We start from the raw sequence: 19185 nt of genomic DNA, 5'->3' as shown, positions 1-19185 counted from the left end.
CTAGCTTTGAACGTTGTTATTGGATTCCAAAATCATGGTCACGTGGTTGGAACGCTTTCTAATTCTGTGTGCCCTTCCTTGAGGAGCAGGTCGCAAACGCTTCAACATAGTTCCACCATCTACACGGATTTCCTTGATATACAAATCAGCCTCCTCGATACTGGAATCCTCATTTTTAGCTTCCCAGTTGGCAATTGCGGAAAGCAAAAGCTTTTCCATCTTCCTGGAAGCCTCTTTTGAGTTAAACCGTAGAATGGCCAAAGCCATTTCAATTTGCTTTCCTCTTACCAAGTCTGCCACCAAACGCATCTTTCTTGGAGATGTTGGACAGTTGTTAAGCTTTGCAATAGCAAGTTGCTTTTTCTCTTCCTTTAACCTTTCGGCCATTTGTCTTTTACGAACTCCCATAGCTTACTTACTTTTTTCCTTTGTTTTTAGCTCCAGCATGACCTCTAAAAGATCTTGTTGGCGAAAATTCTCCAAGTTTGTGGCCTACCATATTCTCGGTAACATACACTGGAACAAATTGCTTCCCATTGTGTACCGCGATGGTCTGTCCCACGAAATCGGGGGTTATCATAGAGGCTCTAGACCAAGTCTTGATAACCGTTTTCTTTCCTGATTCTATATTAGCTTGGACTTTTCTCTCCAGGCTATGATGAACGAATGGTCCTTTTTTTAACGAACGTGCCATTTACTTTTTCTTTTATTTCTTTCTACGTTCTATGATGTATCTATTGGTGTCCTTGGTCTTGGAACGGGTTCTGAATCCTTTTGCAGGAATACCGTTCTTAGATCTTGGGTGACCTCCGGAAGCCCTTCCTTCACCACCACCCATTGGGTGATCCACAGGGTTCATGGCCACTGGCCTAGTTCTTGGTCTTCTACCCAACCATCTGCTTCTACCTGCTTTACCAGATACCAACAATTGATGATCGGAGTTGGATACCGCACCGATTGTAGCCAAACAAGTTGCTAAAATCATACGGGTTTCCCCAGAAGGCAATTTAACGGTAACGAACTTACCATCCTTGGCCATCAACTGGGCAAACGTACCGGCGCTTCGAGCCATGATAGCTCCCTGACCAGGTCTCAATTCTATGCAAGAGATAATAGTACCCAATGGAATCTCACTCAACGGAAGGGCATTTCCAATTTCAGGAGCAGAACCTGTTCCAGATTGGATAGCCTGTCCTACCTGCAGACCATTTTGGGCAACCACATATCTTTTTTCTCCATCCTTGTATTCTACCAAGGCGATAAATGCAGTTCTATTGGGATCATACTGGATAGAGACCACTGTAGCCTCAACACCTTGCTTATCCCTTTTGAAATCGATAATTCGATATCTTCTTTTATGACCTCCACCTCTATGGCGCATGGTCATTTTTCCTTGACTGTTCCTACCACCTGACTTTTTTAACGGAGCAAGCAAGCTTTTCTCCGGCTTATCAGTAGTGATCGCGTCAAATCCGTTCACTACTCTAAAACGCTGCCCAGGGGTTATCGGTTTTAATTTTCTAACTGACATTTCTCGTCTTTATAGATTACTGTAAAAATCAATAATATCACCTTCGGCCACATCAACAATTGCTTTTTTCAAAGCATTTGTTTTTCCATGTTGGATTCCAGTTTTTGTATAGCGACTCTTACGATTTGGACCGTAGTTCATGGTTCTCACCTTCTCCACAGAAACACCATAAGTAGCTTCAATTGCCTCTTTGATTTCCAATTTGTTGGCCTTAGGGTCAACATAGAAACCATAACGATTGAAAAGCTCGCTATCAGCGGTCATTTTTTCCGTAATTATCGGTCTTATCAACACACTCATGATACTTCTATTTCTTTAGGTTCGATTCAATTCCTTCCAAAGCACTTTCCATAAGAACCAAACTATTAGCGTTAACTATTTTGTAAGTGTTTAATTCTGAGTTAGTTACAACTTCGGAGCGCTCCAAATTACGCGACGACAAATATACGTTATTATTTGTATCGCCCAACACAATAAGAGACTTTTTATTTTCCAGACCCAAAGAGGTAAGGAAAGCCACAAAATCTTTGGTCTTGGGAGTTTCAAAATTGAAATCCTCTACAACCACCACAGATTTCTCCTTGGTCTTAAGACTCAAGGCAGATTTACGGGCCAATCGCTTTAGATTCTTGTTCAACTTTTGAGTGTAGTCCTTTGGTCTTGGACCAAAAATTCTACCTCCACCCCTAAACACAGGAGACTTAATGCTACCGGCCCTTGCGGTACCAGTTCCTTTTTGTTTTTTGATCTTACGGGTACTCCCGGCAATCTCAGCTCTTTCTTTAGCTTTGTGGGTTCCTTGTCTTTGATGCGCCAAATACTGCTTCACATCCAAATAGATGGCATGCTCATTGGGCTCTATGGCGAAAACATCGTCAGAAAGGTCTACCTTTCTTCCGGTTTCTTTTCCTTTAATATCTAAAACTGCAACCTTCATTACTTCTCAATTGTTACGTAAGCATTTTTGTGACCTGGAACACAACCTTTCACTACGATAAGGTTTTTCTCAGGAACCACTTTCAATACTCTCAAGTTTTGGACTGTTACTCTTTCGCCACCCATTCTACCGGCCATTTTCATTCCTTTGAAAACTCGGGCAGGGTATGATGCAGCTCCAATGGAACCAGGAGCCCTCAATCTGTTGTGCTGACCATGTGTTGCTTGACCAACTCCACCAAAGCCGTGACGCTTAACAACTCCTTGGAATCCTTTTCCTTTTGATGTGCCAATCACATCAACAAATTCACCTTCTACAAATAGGTCGGCACCAACGATGTCCCCTAATTTGTATTCACCTTCAAAATCTTGGAATTCAACGACTTGTTTCTTTGGAGAAGTACCTGCTTTCTTAAAGTGACCTGTTTCGGCCTTGTTAGCACGTTTTTCTGCCTTGTCATCGAAACCAAGCTGAAGGGCACTGTACCCGTCAACCTCTTCGGTTCTGACTTGGGTAACCACGCATGGTCCAGCTTCGATAACGGTACATGGAACGTTCTTTCCATTCTCGTCGAAGATGCTGGTCATACCGATTTTTCTTCCTATTAACCCAGACATATTTAACTAATTATTAATTGTTTACTTTTTTTATTTACGCCAATTTCTTGGCAAAAAAATTGGGTCAAGAAAAACATTCTGCTCTGACCCAGATTTTTTTCTTTCACCGTTTTTCCTAAACCATCGTTCAGGACATGTACTTTTTTAGTTCTAAGTGTTAAGTTGAAAGTTATAAATGATCGATAACGAAATTCAAAACTTAAAACTCAACACTTATAACTTTTATCAGACCTTAATCTCAACCTCAACACCACTGGGAAGCTCAAGCTTCATAAGGGCATCGATGGTTTTTGATGAAGAACTGTAAATATCCAATAGTCTTTTGTAAGAACTTAATTGGAACTGCTCTCTTGATTTTTTGTTCACGTGGGGTGAACGCAAAACCGTGAATATCTTCTTGTGCGTAGGCAATGGAATGGGTCCAGTTACCACAGCACCGGTCGTTTTTACTGTTTTCACGATCTTTTCAGCAGATTTGTCCACCAAATTGTGATCGTAAGATTTCAATTTTATTCTAATTTTTTGACTCATCTTGCTGAAATTAAGCGGTTACTCCTTTAGCTGCTTTAATCACCTCTTCCGCAATATTGGAAGGAGTTTCTGCATAGTGTGAAAATTCCATGGTGGATGTAGCCCTACCTGAAGACAGTGTCCTCAAGGAAGTTACATATCCAAACATTTCCGATAACGGCACAACAGCTTTTACAACTTTTGCACCTGCCCTATCATCCATGTTGTTCACCTGACCCCTTCTTCGGTTCAAGTCACCAACAATATCACCCATGTTTTCTTCTGGAGTCAATACCTCCAACTTCATGATAGGCTCCATCAATACAGCACGGGCTTTCTTGGCAGCTACTTTGTAACCAAGTTTAGCAGCCAATTCAAAGGACAAGGAATCAGAATCCACAGGGTGGAACGATCCATCCTTAAGGGTAATCTTCATGCTGTCCATTTCAAAACCAGCCAAAGGACCGTTTTTCATGGCCTCCCTGAAACCTTTCTCAACAGATGGAACATATTCTTTAGGAATGTTACCACCTTTAATTTCGTTAACAAACTCCAATCCAGCTTTTGTCTCCTCACTTGCAGGTTCCATAGTAAATACGATATCAGCGAATTTACCACGACCACCAGTTTGTTTCTTGTATGTTTCTCTGTGGTCGGCAGTAGCAGTAAGTGCTTCTTTGTACTCCACCTGAGGCTGACCTTGATTTACTTCCACTTTGAACTCACGTCTCAAACGATCCACGATAATGTCCAAGTGAAGCTCACCCATACCTGAGATGATTGTCTGCCCTGAAGCTTCATCAGTTTTTACTTGGAAAGTAGGATCTTCCTCGGCCAATTTAGCCAAAGCCATACCCAATTTATCCACATCAGCCTTGGTTTTTGGCTCAACCGCGATACCGATAACGGGATCAGGGAAGTTCATACTCTCAAGAACGATAGGAGCGTTCTCAGCAGACATGGTGTCACCAGTCTTGATATCTTTAAATCCTACAGCAGCACCAATATCACCAGCCTCAATATAATCGATGGCATTTTGTTTATTGGAGTGCATCTGATAGATTCTGGAGATACGCTCTTTTTTACCGGAACGGTTATTCAAAATATAAGAACCAGCATCCAAACGACCAGAATATGCTCTAAAGAAAGCCAAACGACCTACGAAGGGATCAGTGGCAATTTTAAAGGCAAGAGCAGCAAATGGCTCTTTAGGATCTGGTTTTCTGGTAACTTCTGCACCAGTATCAGGATTAGTTCCTACAATATCATCTTTATCCAAAGGAGAAGGCAAGTAACGGCAAACGGCATCCAAAAGGAACTGAACCCCTTTGTTCTTAAAGGAAGAACCACACACCATAGGAATGATGGCCCTATCCATTACCGCAGCACGCAATGCAGCATGCACTTCTTCTTCTGTGATGGAATCTTCATCTTCGAAGAATTTCTCCATCAAATTTTCGTCATATTCTGCAACAGCTTCGATCAAGGCAGCTCTGTACTCCTTCACCTCATCCAACATATCCGCAGGAATATCCACAACATCAAAAGTGGAACCGAAGTTATCATCGTGCCATACGATCGCCCTATTCTTGGCCAGGTCAACAATACCTTTAAAATCAGCTTCATCACCAATCGGCAATACAATTGGCACCGCATTGGAACCCAACATTTCACGAACCTGCTTACACACGTTCAAAAAATTGGAACCTTGACGATCCATTTTGTTTACGAATCCGATACGTGGCACCTTGTAGTTGTCAGCTAATCTCCAGTTGGTCTCGGATTGAGGCTCAACACCATCCACAGCACTGAACAAGAATACCAAACCATCCAAAACACGAAGGGACCTGTTTACCTCAACGGTAAAATCCACGTGTCCGGGAGTATCTATAATATTAAAGTGGTAATCTTTTGTTTCAGGCAATGGCTGGGCGTTCTCCATAGGGAACTTCCAAGTACATGTTGTAGCGGCGGAAGTAATGGTAATACCACGCTCCTGCTCTTGCTCCATCCAGTCCATGGTAGCTGCACCGTCATGCACCTCACCAATCTTGTGACTCACACCTGTATAAAAAAGAATACGCTCTGTAGTAGTTGTTTTACCAGCATCAATATGAGCTGCAATACCTATATTCCTTGTATATTTTAAATCTCTTCCCATTGTAATGATTAGAATCTAAAGTGCGAGAATGCTTTATTGGCCTCGGCCATTTTGTGTGTATCTACTCTTTTCTTCACTGCGGCACCTTCTTCTTTGGCGGCAGCCAAAATCTCAGAAGCCAATTTTTGGGCCATGGATTTTTCGTTACGCTTCCTTGCGTATAGAATCAACCATTTCATGGCAGTGGATATTTTTCTATCTGGACGAATCTGCATTGGAATCTGGAATGTTGCACCACCTACCCGTCTACTTCTTACTTCAACGTGCGGCATAACATTGGAAAGAGCATCTTTCCATAACTCCAAAGCGGTTTTTTCTTCGTCTGTGTTCTTTTCATCAACGATATCAATTGCATCGTAGAAAATCTTGAATGCAATTGACTTTTTACCGTCCCACATCATCATGTTCACAAAACGTGTAACTAGCTGATCGTTAAATCTTGGATCTGGTAAAAGTGGTCTTTTCTTTGCCTGCTTTTTTCTCATTGCTTCTTCTTAAAGTTGATTACTTTTTGGGACGCTTAGCACCATACTTTGATCTTCGCTGCGTTCTTCCTGCCACACCGGCAGTATCCAAAGCGCCTCGAACGATGTGGTATCGCACACCAGGCAAATCCTTTACTCTTCCGCCCCTAACCAATACTATCGAGTGCTCTTGGAGGTTGTGACCTTCTCCAGGGATGTATGCGTTCACCTCTTTACCGTTCGTCAACCTTACCCTTGCAACTTTACGCATTGCAGAGTTTGGTTTCTTTGGCGTAGTGGTATAAACCCGCGTACAAACCCCTCTTCTTTGAGGACACGAATCCAAAGCAGCCGATTTACTCTTCTTGGTAATCGTGGCCCTTCCTTTTCGTACTAATTGTGAAATTGTTGGCATTAAAATTCCTATTAAAAACTAAATAACCCCCATTTTGAGGGCTGCAAATGTAGTGATATTTCGGAATAATTCAAATGAAGAATAACTTATTTTACCATGCAACCGAAAAAAGATGGTTTAAGACCGATGAAATTCCACCAAAATCATTCCAACTTGCGATAATAAAATCCAATACCTCCCTTACACTAATACCTCCCAACGTTTTACACCAAACAGAATCCAACACGCCAAAGCCAACCCCTTGAGAAAGTATAAAAGAGGTGAATTTAAAACAAAGAGCTACAGAATTCAATTCCAAATCATTAAGAATTAACATCGAAATTAATCTTCATCCCCTTAAATCATTAACAAATCTTAACAAAAAAAGCGCTAATATATAAATAGGTATAGCTAAGGCAAAAAATTACAAGTAAACCTGACATGGATTATAGAATCAACAAGTTATAAATACAACTTATTCCGCCATACTTGCTCATTATTTTGCGTATAAATCAATTTTGAAGTGTTAAAATTAACAGCTCAATTAAATATGGGCATACACTTTAACTGTTTTTCATTTACTAACAGCTTCTTAAAATTTTAGTAAAATTAGTTTGGATTATTAACATGAAATTATGATTTTAGCGCCTAGCTAATTCAAATAATTTTAAAATGAGAACAAAACTTAATGGATTGTTAACGCTATTATTGGCGTTTGTTGTGCATATATCCTTTGCACAAGACAAGACGATTACAGGTACTGTTACGGATGCTGACGGCCTTCCGTTACCTGGAGTCAATATTGTCGTCGATGGGACCACGAATGGCACCCAAACAGATTTTGATGGGAATTATGCCATCAATGCAAGCCAGGGTCAAACATTGGTCTTTACCTATATAGGGCAAAGGCCAACCAGTAGGGCCGTAGGTGCCGGGAACGTGATCAATGTCCAAATGGAAGAGGACACCCAAGCACTTGAAGAGGTTGTTGTGACTGCACAAGGTCTTGAGCGTGAGGCCCGATCCCTTGGTTACTCAGTCAGTGAGGTTGACGGCGAGGACATCGAGCAAAATGCACAACCTGATTTAGGTCGTATCCTATCGGGTAAGGCTGCAGGTGTTAACATTACGGCAACAAATGGTGTTACTGGTTCTGGAACCAACATCATTATTCGTGGTTATACTTCCATTAGTGGTAGCAACCAGCCCTTATTTATTGTAAACGGCGTGCCTTTTGATGGAGGAACCAACGGAGATGACCCTGCTGGGGGAAGAAACTTCTTGGACAACATGACAGAGTCCAGTAGGTTTTTGGATTTAGATCCAAACTCCATTGAAAGCGTGAACGTACTTAAAGGACTTAGTGCTACGGTACTTTATGGTGAGGCTGGTAGAAACGGTGTAATCTTAATAACTACCAAAGGCGGTGCCGCTGGATCAACAAACAAGAAGTTTGAAGTAAGCGTAACCCAATCTTCATTTTTCTCAAGTGCCATCCTACCTAAATATCAAGACAATTATGGAGGTGGTTTCCACCAAGATTACGGATTCTTCTTCAGTAACTGGGGACCAGGATTCGATGCTGATTTAAGGGAAAACCCAAACTTTAGAGGATTTGATGCCGATGGTACCACATTGGTAAATGGACCTCTTTTGGGAATTGCCGATCAGACATTGGTTGCAGGATTTGAGGACATAGCTAATATTCCTTATCGTTATCAAGCTTATGATAGCGTTGATGACTTTTTTAGAACAGGAACAACATCAACCACTTCTGTTAACGTAACTGGTAGTGCAGAGAAAGTAAACTACAACATTGGTTACACTCACTTGGAAGATAATGGTGTTACTCCTGGAAACAAATTGATAAGAAACAACTTTTCTGTTGGTGGTAAGGCTCAGTTAAGCAATAAGTTCACTTTCTCAAGTGCCCTTAACTATGCAGTAACCAGATACTCCTCTCCTCCTATCGCACCAAGTTTTGGTTCAGGTACTGGTTTTGGTGGTGGTTCTGCTTTTGGTGACTTGATGTATACACCTCGTAGTGTAAACTTATATGGTCTTCCTTTTGAAGCTGCCGATGGTAGAAGTATTTACTATCGTTCCGGTAACGACATTCAAAACCCAAGATGGACAGTTAAAAACTCTAAGGTTACCCAAGACGTAAGAAGGGTTTTTGGTAACATCAATGGAGTTTATCAGTTGAACGATTGGTTGAGTGCAACATATCGTTTAGGTCTGGATCAATATACAGAAGCAAGTGCTTACGGTCAAAACCGTGGTGGTGTGGATGGTAATCAAACTGGTATCTACAGAACCCAGGATGTTACCAGCACCATTTGGGACCATACCGTATTGTTGACTGCCAATAAAGATCTTAATGACAATTTCAACTTAGGGGTTAACCTTGGTGCTACATCAAGAAGACAAACTTTCAGACGAGAAGGTGTTGAAAGTACCCAACAGTTGGCCTTTGGAGTTTTGGAACACTTCAATTTTGTGAATCACTCTACAGTGAACAGTTTCAACAACGCCAACATTGGATTCCAAAGTGAGCAAAACACCCTAGGTTTATATGGTGAAGCTGTATTGGGATATCAAGATTTCTTATACTTGAACGTTGCAGCTAGGAATGACTGGACTTCCACTTTGGAATCAGATAATTTCTCACTATTCTACCCTGGTGCGAGTGTTTCTTTCATTCCAACATCAGCATTTGATGGTTTGTCCGGAGAAGGCCTAAACTATCTTAAAATGCGATTTGGATATGGTTCTTCTGCTGGATTCCCTCCAACATATAGTACAAGAAACACATTGGCTCTTTCATCTAGAGCATTTGACCTAGGTTCTAGAGGTGTATTGTCTGGAAATTCAGTTTCCGGTAGATTGGGTAATCCAAACTTGGTACCTGAGCGAGTGGAAGAATTTGAAGTTGGTATGGACACTAGGTTTTTTAACAGACTTAACTTGAATGTGAGTGTCTTCAAAAAGCAAACTACAGATTTGATTACTGACCAAGGTCTTGATGACGCTACAGGTTTTACCGTTACACGTATAAATGCCGGTGAATTGGAAGTTAAAGGTATCGAGGTCGACTACGACATAGACATCCTTAAACCTGTAAGTGGTGCTTTCTCTTGGAACATTGGAGGTAACTTCTACGCAGATGAATCTACTGTGACCAACCTTCCTGAAGGTGTTGAGCAAATCTTGCTTACAGATGCAGTTAACGGATATGCTGCCAACTATGCAGTAGAAGGCAGACCTTATGGAACTTTCCTTGGAAGTACGGTCCTAAGAAACGATGCCGGTGAACGTGTTGTTGGAACAGATGGTGTATATCTAACTGATGAGACATTGGTAGAAATAGGTGATCCCAACCCAGATTGGACTACAGCTTTGAACAGTACGTTCAAATATAAAGGATGGTCATTCTTTATGGATTGGCAATACCGACATGGTGGCGACATATTCTCTACCACTGTGGCTTCCTTGACCGGTAGGGGTGTTGTTGATCTTGACAACCCTGTAGACCGTGAATCAACTTATGTTCTACCTGGTGTGAAAAATACTGATGGTTCTCCGAATGACATTCAAATTACAGGAACTAACCTAGGATTTGATGTCTATGGTATCTCTGGAGCAAATGAGTTTTGGATTTTTGATGGTTCAACTATCAGGTTAAATGAAGTATCCATCGGATATGATGTTCCTTCCAAGTTATTGGAAAAAACTCCCTTTGGAACTTTAACCTTCACTGCATCAGGATTCAACGTATGGTACAAAGCGGTTAACTTCCCTGATGACATTCGCTTTGACACCAACTCGTTGGGTACAGGGGTTGGTAACGGTTTAGGTATCGACTTCATCACAGGGCCCAGTGTTAGACGTTATGGATTCAGCGTAAAGGCAACATTCTAAATCAAAAAAAATTAAAAATGAAAAAAGCATATAAATCTTTAAAAAAGCATTTCAGCAGAGCCTCGGTTGTACTTGGCGCGGTGCTTGTCTTTGCTGCCTGTGAATCAACACAGTTGGAAATTTTGGACAGCCCAAATGCATTACAACCCTCTCAGGCTGATATCGATTTGTTCCTGAACAACATTCAATTGGGAACTGTATTTTTCTTCGAATCGGACAATACCGATAACTTTAACGGTGTAAGTGAGCTTGGAGCAAAAGTCTCAAGACTTTTGGCGATGACCGCTGGTAACCAATATGAAAACGTTTATGTTGGTCAGGACATGAATGAAGTATGGGAAGATGCCTATTCTGATGTTCTTATTGATGTCAGAACTATGGTTCCTTTGGCAGAAGAACAAGGATTGTACACCCACGCTGCCATTGGCCAGATTTTGGAATCCTATATTGCCATGACCTTGGTAGATTATTTTGGGGATGTTCCTTACTTTACAGCTCTTAAAGGAGCCGAGGACCTAAACCCTGCAGCTGACTCCGGTCAAGAAATTTATGCTGCTGTGGATGCCCTTTTGACAGAAGCAATAGCAAATCTAAATCGTGATGCACTTGCTGGGCCTGCCAATGATGTTTTCTTTGGAGGGGACGAATCTAGCTGGTTAAAATTGGCCAACACACTGAAGCTAAAGCTTTATCTTCAGACCCGTCTTGTAGATGGTAGCGTTGCTGGTAAAATAAACTCTCTTATTGCTAGTGGCAATCTAATGACAGATTTAGAGGACAGTTTCTTCTTTCAATATTCTTCAGTTGATGCCAACCCAGATAGTAGACATCCAATATTCTCAGACAACTTTGATCAAGGTAAAACAGATTATCAAAGTAACTGGTTTATGAGCTTTATGGCTTTGGATAGATCACTTCCAGATCCTAGAATTAGATACTACTTCTACCGTCAGCAATTGGACTTTTCTGAAGCTGATAACCAAACCAAGGAATGTGTGAACGAAGTTATTCCTGCACACTATGATGCTGGTGAGGTCTTCTGTACCGTTGGTGATGGTTACTGGGGTAGGGATCACGGAGATAACGATGGTATCCCACCAGATGATGATTTAGTTACATTGCATGGACCATATCCTGTAGGTGGACCTTTTGATGACAATTCTGCATCTCCACAGTTAAGCAGGGATGTAGGTCTTGAAGGAGCCGGTATCTCCCCAATCATGATGTCGTATTTCACACACTTCATGTTGGCTGAATCTGCCTTGACTTTAGGTACTACCGGAAGTGCAAGAACTTATTTGGAAAGTGGTATGCGTCAATCCATTGAGTACGTAATGGATTTTGGTGCAAGCTTGGCTGGAACCTCAGTATTCGTTCCTACACCAGCTAACGTTGATGATTTTGTAAATGAAGTACTTGCGGATTATGATGCTGCCGACAACGATGGAAAACTGGAAATCATTATAGAGCAATATTTTACAGCTTTATTTGGAAATGGTGTAGAAGCTTATAACACCTACAGAAGAACAGGTTACCCAAATATGCAACCAACGTTGCAGCCTAACCCAGGTGTGTTCATGAGAACATTCCCTTACCCTGACAATTTGGTAAACCAAAACTCTAGTGTGTCTCAACATCCAATTTCCACACAAGTTTTCTGGGATAACAATCCTGCAAGCTTTATTGACTAATTCAAAAAAAATATAACAATGAAAAATATTGTTTTCTTAACTATAACTCTTCTTTCCTCGGCGTTCTTTATGTCGTGTGAAGATGACGCTAAAGACCCATGGACAATCCATGAAGAATCTGCGAATCTAGCAACGTTCGTCACCATTGCAAAGGAGACCATTGTAATAGATTTTACAGATTCAGGATCATCATTTTCATTTTCAATCGATGCGCCTTCCAGCAACATTGCAAGCTACGAACTGGCTGTATCTAGAGTAAGTGGAGGTGCTGCGTCAGACACATTGCCTCTGACCTCTGCAACATCTTTCCCTGCTGATTTTGACATCACAGCCTCTGATTTGGCTTCTGCCCTAGGTTTGGATGTTGCCGATCTTAGTGCCGGGGACCGTTTTAACTTTGTAGGTACGGCCACAAGCACAAGCGGTGATGTTGCCGATATCACAAATCTAAATGGTGATGCTGTAGGACCAGGTCAGTTTAACGCTTTCCGTTTCAACACATTCCTATCGTGTCCTTTTAACCAAGCTGATGCTATTGGAACCTATGAAACTACGGTAGATGCATTTGGTTTGGCAGCTGCGACTTTTGAAGTTACTGCAGGACCAGATGAAAACTCAGTTGTAATCAATGACCTAATTCAGCCTGGTCTTTCCATGATAATGGAAGTAAATCCAAATACGGGTATTGGCGCCATAGGCCGTACCCCAATGGCGGATGATTTCTTCGGTTATTCTGGAGGTAATATCAATACAACAGCTACTCCAAGTTTCTTCTTCTCTTGTTCTGGAACCATTTCTGCGGTATTCCAGTATACTGTGGATTTAGGAAGCTTTGGATCTTTTGGATTTGCAGCTCAGAAGCTATAAGATATTCCACATATGAGATAATATGACCGCCAGCTTTAAACAAAGCTGGCGGTTTTTTTTAACAATTTCATTATGAACACATACATTTTAAGACTGCTACTACTTTGCATGTTATTCCTATGTGCCCCCTCTTGTAACCAAGATGACACAGTGGTCGATGATATTATAAACGAAGAGCCGGATCCAGACCCAAATCCAGACCCAGACCCGGATCCAGACCCGGATACCGACAAACCTATTTTTGAAGGTGATACTGGCAATGTATTGGTATACGATGAAGAAAAGATATTTGATGGATATGTATTGGTTAATGATGCTAGCGACAATAGGGTTTATTTAATGACCAAAGAAGGCAAAATACGCTATGAATGGGAACTACCCAGTAACATCGGCAATGATGCTGAACTTCTTGAAAATGGAAAACTTTTGGTAGCCCTAACTGATGAAAATGCATTTTACGATGTTGGCGGATTTGGTGGCCGCATTCAAATTATAAATCCTGACAGATCCGTTGAGTGGGATTTCTTATACTCCACGGAAGACTATATCTCCCATCACGATATTGAAATGCTACCCAATGGAAATGTACTTATTCTAGCATGGCAAAAAAGAAGCAAAGAAGATGCCCTGCAAGCTGGTTATGACGGAATTCCAGACAATGAACTCCTGCTTCTGGAAAGTCTGATAGAAGTTAATCCGGAAAATAATGACATTGTGTGGGAATGGCATTCTTGGGATCATATAATCCAAGACTTTGATGACACTAAAGATAGTTTTGGTGATATTGCCGAAAATCCCCAACTCATAGACCTTAACTTTCACGATGATGACAGAGGGGATATTATGCACGCCAATGGCCTGGATTATGACCCTGTAAATGACTTGATTTACCTAAGCGTCAATTTTTATAGCGAAGTCTGGGTGATAGACCACAGTACAACAACAGAAGAAGCAGCCACTAATTCAGGAGGTAATTACAACAAAGGAGGTGATTTGGTTTATCGTTTTGGTAATCCTTTAGCCTATAAAAATGAAACAGGCACTCGCCTTTTCTATAACAATCACTTCCCCAATTACCTTGATAGTGATGAAATTGGAGCAGGCAACCTGCTTATCTATATGAATGGAAACAATGGTTCACAACAACAGTCGCATGTGTACGAGCTAAATCTTCCGGACAGTTTTACACTATTGCCCGAGAATGATAATGAACCCACAATTGAATGGGAATTTACAGATGCGGAGCTATATTCTCCAATTGTTTCTGGAGCAGTTCGGCTTCCCAATGGAAACACATTGATTGCCGAGGGAAGGTACGGGTATTGGGAAGTTACAGAATCTGGTGAGGTCGTATGGCTTTTCGAGGGAAATAAACTTTTCTGGCGTGGATATTCTTATCCAAAAGACCATCCTGGCGTTTTACTTTTAGAACTTAATTAAAAATAAAAAAGGGGCCTTAAAAGGCCCCTTTTTTATTTATTTTTTAAAGTGTATTGGCGTAATAGAACAATGTTTGCAAATCACTCTTATCATCCAAATTAATTTTATTCTTCCTTACAAAAGATTTTATTTTGGGTCTATCTTCATCATCAAACATGCCCAACACATCCTTGGCATTTCCATCAATTTCCACTACTACATCTCCATCTTCCTTGCCAAAATAATAATCAACCTGGGTAATAAATTTAGAGTTGGTTGGCAATGTCAGTGAAGTTGGCGCAATCTTTCCTTCCAAAAAGAGTTTTGATTTTCTAACAAACAACCAATATTTACCACTATTTACCAAATTAGTAACATACCCTTGCTTAACCTCTCCATTTGCGTTCTTTAATCTATGGTAAAGAACCTTCTTACTATCTACAATACAAAAGAGCTTTTCACTCTTTAATAAAGCTCCATATTCTTCCTCATCCAGCAAGGTCTTTTTAATCTGTATTTCATCTGCAAATCCGTCGTACCTCAAAAAGGAAGTCCCCATATAACCATTATCATAGTATATATCCCCTTGCTTAAAGCTCTCATCAAAATAAGCAGACCCTTCAATGGTTTTGTAGGAATCATGGTTGGTATTTCTCTTGGTATGATCCTCCAACTTCCTATAAAACTCATCCAATCCACGAATGCGCCCCTGTTGACCACTTACCGCTGCCGAACCCATTCCTGGCCTTTGTGCAAAAACAAAACTTGTAAACACAAAAGGGCAAATAAAAACCATTATTTTTACCATTTCTTTTTTTATCATGCTTCTATATTTTAACTGATTTAAGGTAAGTAATTTACTAATTTTAACCCAATTGCAAAAAAATCACTGGGCTTTAAGATTATATTTTTTCTGACAAAACTGATACTATTTTGAACAAACACAATTCTTCACATATATACGGAATACGAAGCATACTGGAAGCCATAATTGCTGAGCAGCCCATAAACAAGATATTTCTTCAAAAAGGACTTAAGGGAGAACTTTTCATGGAGCTGGAAAGCGCCATTCGAAAAAATGGCATCAGTGTATCTTACGTACCCATAGAAAAACTAAATCGCCTTACCCGAAATAATCACCAAGGCGCTGTGGCCCAGATTTCCCCGGTAAAATTCCATGTTTTTGAAACGTTGATAGAAAGTGTTCTGGCCAGCGAGAAAAACCCTCTTTTTTTGCTTCTGGACCAAGTATCGGATGTTCGAAACTTTGGTGCCATTATCAGAACAGCGGAGTGTTGTGGGGTACACGGTATCATTATCCCAAAAAATGGAGCGGCACCAGTAACGGATGACACCGTAAAAACATCAGCTGGGGCAGCATTTACTGTACCCATGGCTAAAGTAGATCATCTAAAAGATGCTCTGTTCTATTTACAATCTTCAGGTATTCAAGTAGTGGCAGCCACAGAAAAAGCCGAAGATGACATCTATGCCGTGGATTTTAACCAACCCTCTGCCGTTATCATGGGGTCCGAAGACAAGGGTATTTCTCCTTCCATACTCAACATGGTAGACTACAGGGCCAAGCTTCCCCTCATGGGCAACATTGGCTCTTTAAATGTCTCTGTGGCATGTGGCGTGTTCCTTTACGAAGCGGTCAGGCAAAGGATAAACCAAATCTAAGCATCGCTGTCCTTTTTGTAGTGATATTTAATATTGATTTGCTCCTCTGATTCCGGTTCCATTTCAATAAAGTTACCGTCCTCGTCAAAGTGTCTTAGGAAAGGGTCATCCGCTTCCTTATAATCTTCCTTTTCCCAATCGTATTTTTTTTCAATGGGAAGCCGAACCCTTATAGCCAATGCCAAGATAAATCCAGTAAGAAATCCGGCCAAATGTCCTTCCCAAGAAATATTCTCTTTTACTGGAAAAATATACCAAATCATACTCCCGTAGATGAATACCACCACCAACGAAAGGGCCACCAACCTAAAATGCTTGGCTAAAATACCCTTAAAAAAAATGAAACTTGCCAATACATAAATAAGCCCACTGGCACCAATATGATAAGATGGTCTTGCAATCAACCAGGTGATCAACCCAGACATGAGGGTGCCAAAAATCAAAATTCTAAGGGCAGACTCCCTATAAAAATAAAAAAGGAAGGCCGTTAAAATAGCCAAGGGAAAGGTGTTATTGTACAAATGCTCCACGGAACCATGTATAAATGGACTGAACAAAACGCCTCTTAAACCAGAAAGCCTTCTGGGGTAAATACCAAATTCATTAAAGTTGACCCCAAATTGAACCTCAACCCAAAATACGGCCCAAATGGATAGCACAGCCATTAAGGGAGCCAAAAGGACTCCGTCTGAAAACCTAAAATGATCGTCACCTTTCATAAAAAAGAAAACACAATTTTCTAACCATACCCTCAATTTACACAAATTGTCATGCTATTAAAATAAACCCAATGCCAAAGAGTCCTATATCTCCGTATAAATTTGTTTTATTTTTACGGTTATGAACGAACCCTTGGCAGAACGGATACGCCCAAAAAGTTTGGAAGACTACATCAGTCAGCAACACTTGATTGGCCCCAACGGCTCCCTGACCAATCAAATCAAAAACGGGGTAATCCCTTCCTTGATTTTTTGGGGACCTCCAGGAACAGGAAAAACCACTTTGGCCAATATTATTGCCCATGAAAGCCAACGCCCTTTCTACACATTGAGTGCAATTAGCAGCGGGGTCAAGGATGTACGCGAGGTTATTGAAAAAGCCAAGCAAAGCGGAGGGCTGTTTACATCCAAAAACCCTATTCTTTTCATTGATGAAATACATCGTTTCAGTAAATCGCAACAAGATTCTTTGCTTGGAGCTGTTGAAAAAGGTTGGGTCACCCTTATTGGTGCCACTACCGAAAACCCGAGTTTTGAGATAATTCCCGCTCTTTTATCACGCTGCCAGGTTTATGTCCTGAATTCTTTTGGAAAAGAAGATTTGGAAGCACTCTTGGACAGGGCCATGACTACTGACTCCAATCTAAAGAAGAAAAAGATAGAACTCAAGGAAACTGAGGCTTTACTACGCCTATCCGGTGGAGACGGTAGAAAATTGTTGAACATTTTTGAACTCATCGTTAATTCGGAGGCGCAGGAAAAAGTTGTGATCACCAACGAATTGGTACTCAATAAGGTTCAAAAAAATACCGTTCTCTACGACAAGACAGGAGAACAGCACTATGATATCATTTCGGCATTTATCAAGTCCATTCGTGGAAGTGACCCCAACGCTGCCGTGTACTGGCTGGCCCGCATGATTGAAGGAGGTGAAGACGTAAAGTTTATTGCCCGGCGTATGGTTATTTTGGCATCAGAAGATATTGGAAACGCCAACCCGACCGCTCTTGTCATGGCCAATACTACATTTCAGGCAGTGAATACCATTGGCCATCCCGAAGCCCGAATCATTTTAAGTCAATGTGCTACCTATTTGGCAAGTTCTCCAAAAAGTAATTCAAGTTATATGGCCATCAACCTTGCACAACAGAAGGTAAGGGAGACGGGTGATCTATCTGTTCCCATGGCCATACGAAATGCGCCCACCAAGTTAATGAAGGATTTAGGGTATGGAAAAGGATACGGTTATGCACATGACCACAAAGACAGTTTTGTTGACCTTGAGTTCCTTCCAGATGAAATTTCTGGAACTTCTTTTTATCAACCTGGCAATAATGCCAGAGAGAATGCCATGCGCGAATTTTTAAAGAAGCGCTGGAAAGATAAATATGGGTTTTAAAATTTAATTTGGAGTTCCTGAAGTTTTTTGGCCCCATTCTCTGAATGTTCCAAGAACCATTTTCCTTCTTTTTTGAAGACCACTCCATTACTTCCTTGGTAGTTCACCAAAAAAACATCTGGGATTGAAGTTTCTTCCAATTTAAGCACCACTTTTGGGGTACTGTCCACCAACTGGTAGCCATTCTCAATGGGTTGCGCATACAAAACTTCGGAAGGCAATAGCTGTGCATTTTGCTGCTCCTGCGCCTTTACCATATTGGAAGGCTTGGGCTCCAAACTTTTATAGCTTTGGTTTTCAGGCGTGGCCTCTTGCTGAACCAGCTTGGACGACTCTGACACCTCTGGCTCTTCAACTTCGTCTACCGACTGGATATCGTTTTTAAAACTTACGGTAATGGGTTCTTCCCGTACTTCTTTTTTCGCTTCCTTTTTGGGAACATAGTGATAATCCATCCCATCAAATGACACAAGAGCCTTCTCCATGGCATCCCTGTAGGCCGGAACGTACTCTTTTATTTTACTCCTCCCTTCTACAGTCCTGAATATTTCTTTGGATTGACAATCTGTAAATACGACCGCTAATTTTGTTGAAAACAAGCTAGACTCGTCAAGAAGGTCTGCATTAAGCCCTAAGCACCTGTTATTTGCCAAGTCCTCGGGCAATGCGTCATTATACACCACTGTAAATCCTTTCTGGGTTAAAAGGTATTTCATGACTGTACTGGTCTGATACTGGTTTTCAGACTTTAATGCGCTAAAGCTCTTGGGAACAATAATGTATTTATAGTTGTTCAGTTGTGCGTTCATTAAATTGCTTGCCCCAAAGGCAAACACCAATATGTACAAGACTTTTAGTTTCATATAGTGTAT

The 19185-nt window shown here is 41.1% G+C and carries 19 protein-coding genes; 6 read left to right on the top strand and 13 right to left on the bottom strand.

Features of this window, described 5'->3' with window-relative positions:
• The 10 genes from rplV to rpsL form a co-directional block, all read right to left on the bottom strand.
• Entirely contained in the window at positions 1–408 is a 408-nt protein-coding gene (gene rplV / locus EZV76_RS05530) for a 50S ribosomal protein L22 (RefSeq protein ID WP_136565618.1), read from the bottom strand.
• Positions 409–415: 7 nt separating this feature from the next.
• A complete protein-coding gene (gene rpsS, locus EZV76_RS05525; RefSeq protein WP_136565617.1) occupies positions 416–694 on the bottom strand; it encodes a 30S ribosomal protein S19 in 279 nt (92 codons plus the stop codon).
• 12 nt (positions 695–706) lie between these two features.
• A complete protein-coding gene (gene rplB / locus EZV76_RS05520; RefSeq protein ID WP_136565616.1) occupies positions 707–1531 on the bottom strand; it encodes a 50S ribosomal protein L2 in 825 nt (274 codons plus the stop codon).
• Between the two features lie 9 nt (positions 1532–1540).
• On the bottom strand, positions 1541–1831 hold the full coding sequence (rplW, locus tag EZV76_RS05515; RefSeq protein ID WP_136565615.1) for a 50S ribosomal protein L23: 291 nt from the start codon (positions 1829–1831) through the stop codon (positions 1541–1543).
• 7 nt (positions 1832–1838) lie between these two features.
• Positions 1839–2468 (bottom strand): 50S ribosomal protein L4, encoded by a 630-nt coding sequence (gene rplD, locus EZV76_RS05510; RefSeq protein ID WP_136565614.1) that lies wholly within the window; start codon positions 2466–2468, stop codon positions 1839–1841.
• On the bottom strand, positions 2468–3085 hold the full coding sequence (rplC, locus tag EZV76_RS05505; RefSeq protein WP_136565613.1) for a 50S ribosomal protein L3: 618 nt from the start codon (positions 3083–3085) through the stop codon (positions 2468–2470). Before rplC ends, rplD begins: the two co-directional genes overlap by 1 nt.
• A 225-nt stretch (positions 3086–3310) precedes the next feature.
• A complete protein-coding gene (gene rpsJ / locus EZV76_RS05500; protein ID WP_007094989.1) occupies positions 3311–3616 on the bottom strand; it encodes a 30S ribosomal protein S10 in 306 nt (101 codons plus the stop codon).
• 10 nt (positions 3617–3626) lie between these two features.
• Positions 3627–5756, bottom strand: coding sequence for an elongation factor G (gene fusA, locus EZV76_RS05495; RefSeq protein ID WP_136565612.1), 2130 nt, complete (start codon positions 5754–5756; stop codon positions 3627–3629).
• Between the two features lie 8 nt (positions 5757–5764).
• Positions 5765–6241: a 30S ribosomal protein S7 gene (gene rpsG / locus EZV76_RS05490; RefSeq protein WP_116218595.1), complete on the bottom strand. Its 477-nt coding sequence runs from the start codon at positions 6239–6241 to the stop codon at positions 5765–5767.
• Between the two features lie 19 nt (positions 6242–6260).
• Complete coding sequence (rpsL, locus tag EZV76_RS05485) at positions 6261–6635, bottom strand: 30S ribosomal protein S12 (protein WP_013305196.1); 375 nt, start codon at positions 6633–6635, stop codon at positions 6261–6263.
• A 651-nt stretch (positions 6636–7286) separates the two neighbouring features.
• Here rpsL and EZV76_RS05480 point away from each other — a divergent pair.
• From EZV76_RS05480 to EZV76_RS05465, 4 genes are all read left to right on the top strand, one after another.
• The gene (locus tag EZV76_RS05480; protein ID WP_136565611.1) at positions 7287–10535 is read left to right on the top strand and encodes a SusC/RagA family TonB-linked outer membrane protein; all 3249 of its coding nucleotides are present in this window, start codon (positions 7287–7289) and stop codon (positions 10533–10535) included.
• Between the two features lie 17 nt (positions 10536–10552).
• Positions 10553–12226: a SusD/RagB family nutrient-binding outer membrane lipoprotein gene (locus tag EZV76_RS05475; RefSeq protein ID WP_136565610.1), complete on the top strand. Its 1674-nt coding sequence runs from the start codon at positions 10553–10555 to the stop codon at positions 12224–12226.
• 69 nt (positions 12227–12295) lie between these two features.
• Positions 12296–13093: a hypothetical protein gene (locus tag EZV76_RS05470; protein WP_136565609.1), complete on the top strand. Its 798-nt coding sequence runs from the start codon at positions 12296–12298 to the stop codon at positions 13091–13093.
• A 72-nt stretch (positions 13094–13165) separates the two neighbouring features.
• The gene (locus tag EZV76_RS05465) at positions 13166–14533 is read left to right on the top strand and encodes an aryl-sulfate sulfotransferase (protein WP_136565608.1); all 1368 of its coding nucleotides are present in this window, start codon (positions 13166–13168) and stop codon (positions 14531–14533) included.
• A 43-nt stretch (positions 14534–14576) separates the two neighbouring features.
• Here the strand turns inward: EZV76_RS05465 and EZV76_RS05460 are convergent, their stop codons facing one another.
• A complete protein-coding gene (locus EZV76_RS05460; RefSeq protein WP_136565607.1) occupies positions 14577–15335 on the bottom strand; it encodes a hypothetical protein in 759 nt (252 codons plus the stop codon).
• A 110-nt stretch (positions 15336–15445) separates the two neighbouring features.
• Between EZV76_RS05460 and rlmB the strand changes: the two genes are divergently transcribed.
• Complete coding sequence (gene rlmB, locus EZV76_RS05455; protein ID WP_136565606.1) at positions 15446–16195, top strand: 23S rRNA (guanosine(2251)-2'-O)-methyltransferase RlmB; 750 nt, start codon at positions 15446–15448, stop codon at positions 16193–16195.
• Here the strand turns inward: rlmB and EZV76_RS05450 are convergent.
• Positions 16192–16914 (bottom strand): rhomboid family intramembrane serine protease, encoded by a 723-nt coding sequence (locus EZV76_RS05450; protein ID WP_136565605.1) that lies wholly within the window; start codon positions 16912–16914, stop codon positions 16192–16194. The two genes, rlmB and EZV76_RS05450, sit on opposite strands and share 4 nt — an antisense overlap.
• Positions 16915–17035: 121 nt before the next feature.
• Between EZV76_RS05450 and EZV76_RS05445 the strand changes: the two genes are divergently transcribed.
• On the top strand, positions 17036–18313 hold the full coding sequence (locus EZV76_RS05445; protein ID WP_136565604.1) for a replication-associated recombination protein A: 1278 nt from the start codon (positions 17036–17038) through the stop codon (positions 18311–18313).
• On the opposite strand, the gene EZV76_RS05440 is transcribed toward EZV76_RS05445, so the two are convergent.
• Positions 18310–19176 carry a hypothetical protein gene (locus tag EZV76_RS05440; RefSeq protein WP_136565603.1) on the bottom strand — a complete coding sequence of 289 codons (867 nt, stop codon included), beginning with the start codon at positions 19174–19176 and terminating at the stop codon, positions 18310–18312. The genes EZV76_RS05445 and EZV76_RS05440 overlap by 4 nt on opposite strands.
• Between the last annotated feature and the right edge of the window lie 9 nt (positions 19177–19185).

The organism is Flagellimonas alvinocaridis (assembly GCF_004916895.1).
In the GTDB taxonomy this organism is placed as follows: domain Bacteria; phylum Bacteroidota; class Bacteroidia; order Flavobacteriales; family Flavobacteriaceae; genus Flagellimonas; species Flagellimonas alvinocaridis.
The sequence above is the reverse complement of the archived record's forward strand: the minus strand, read 5'-3'. Positions and strand labels throughout refer to the sequence as shown.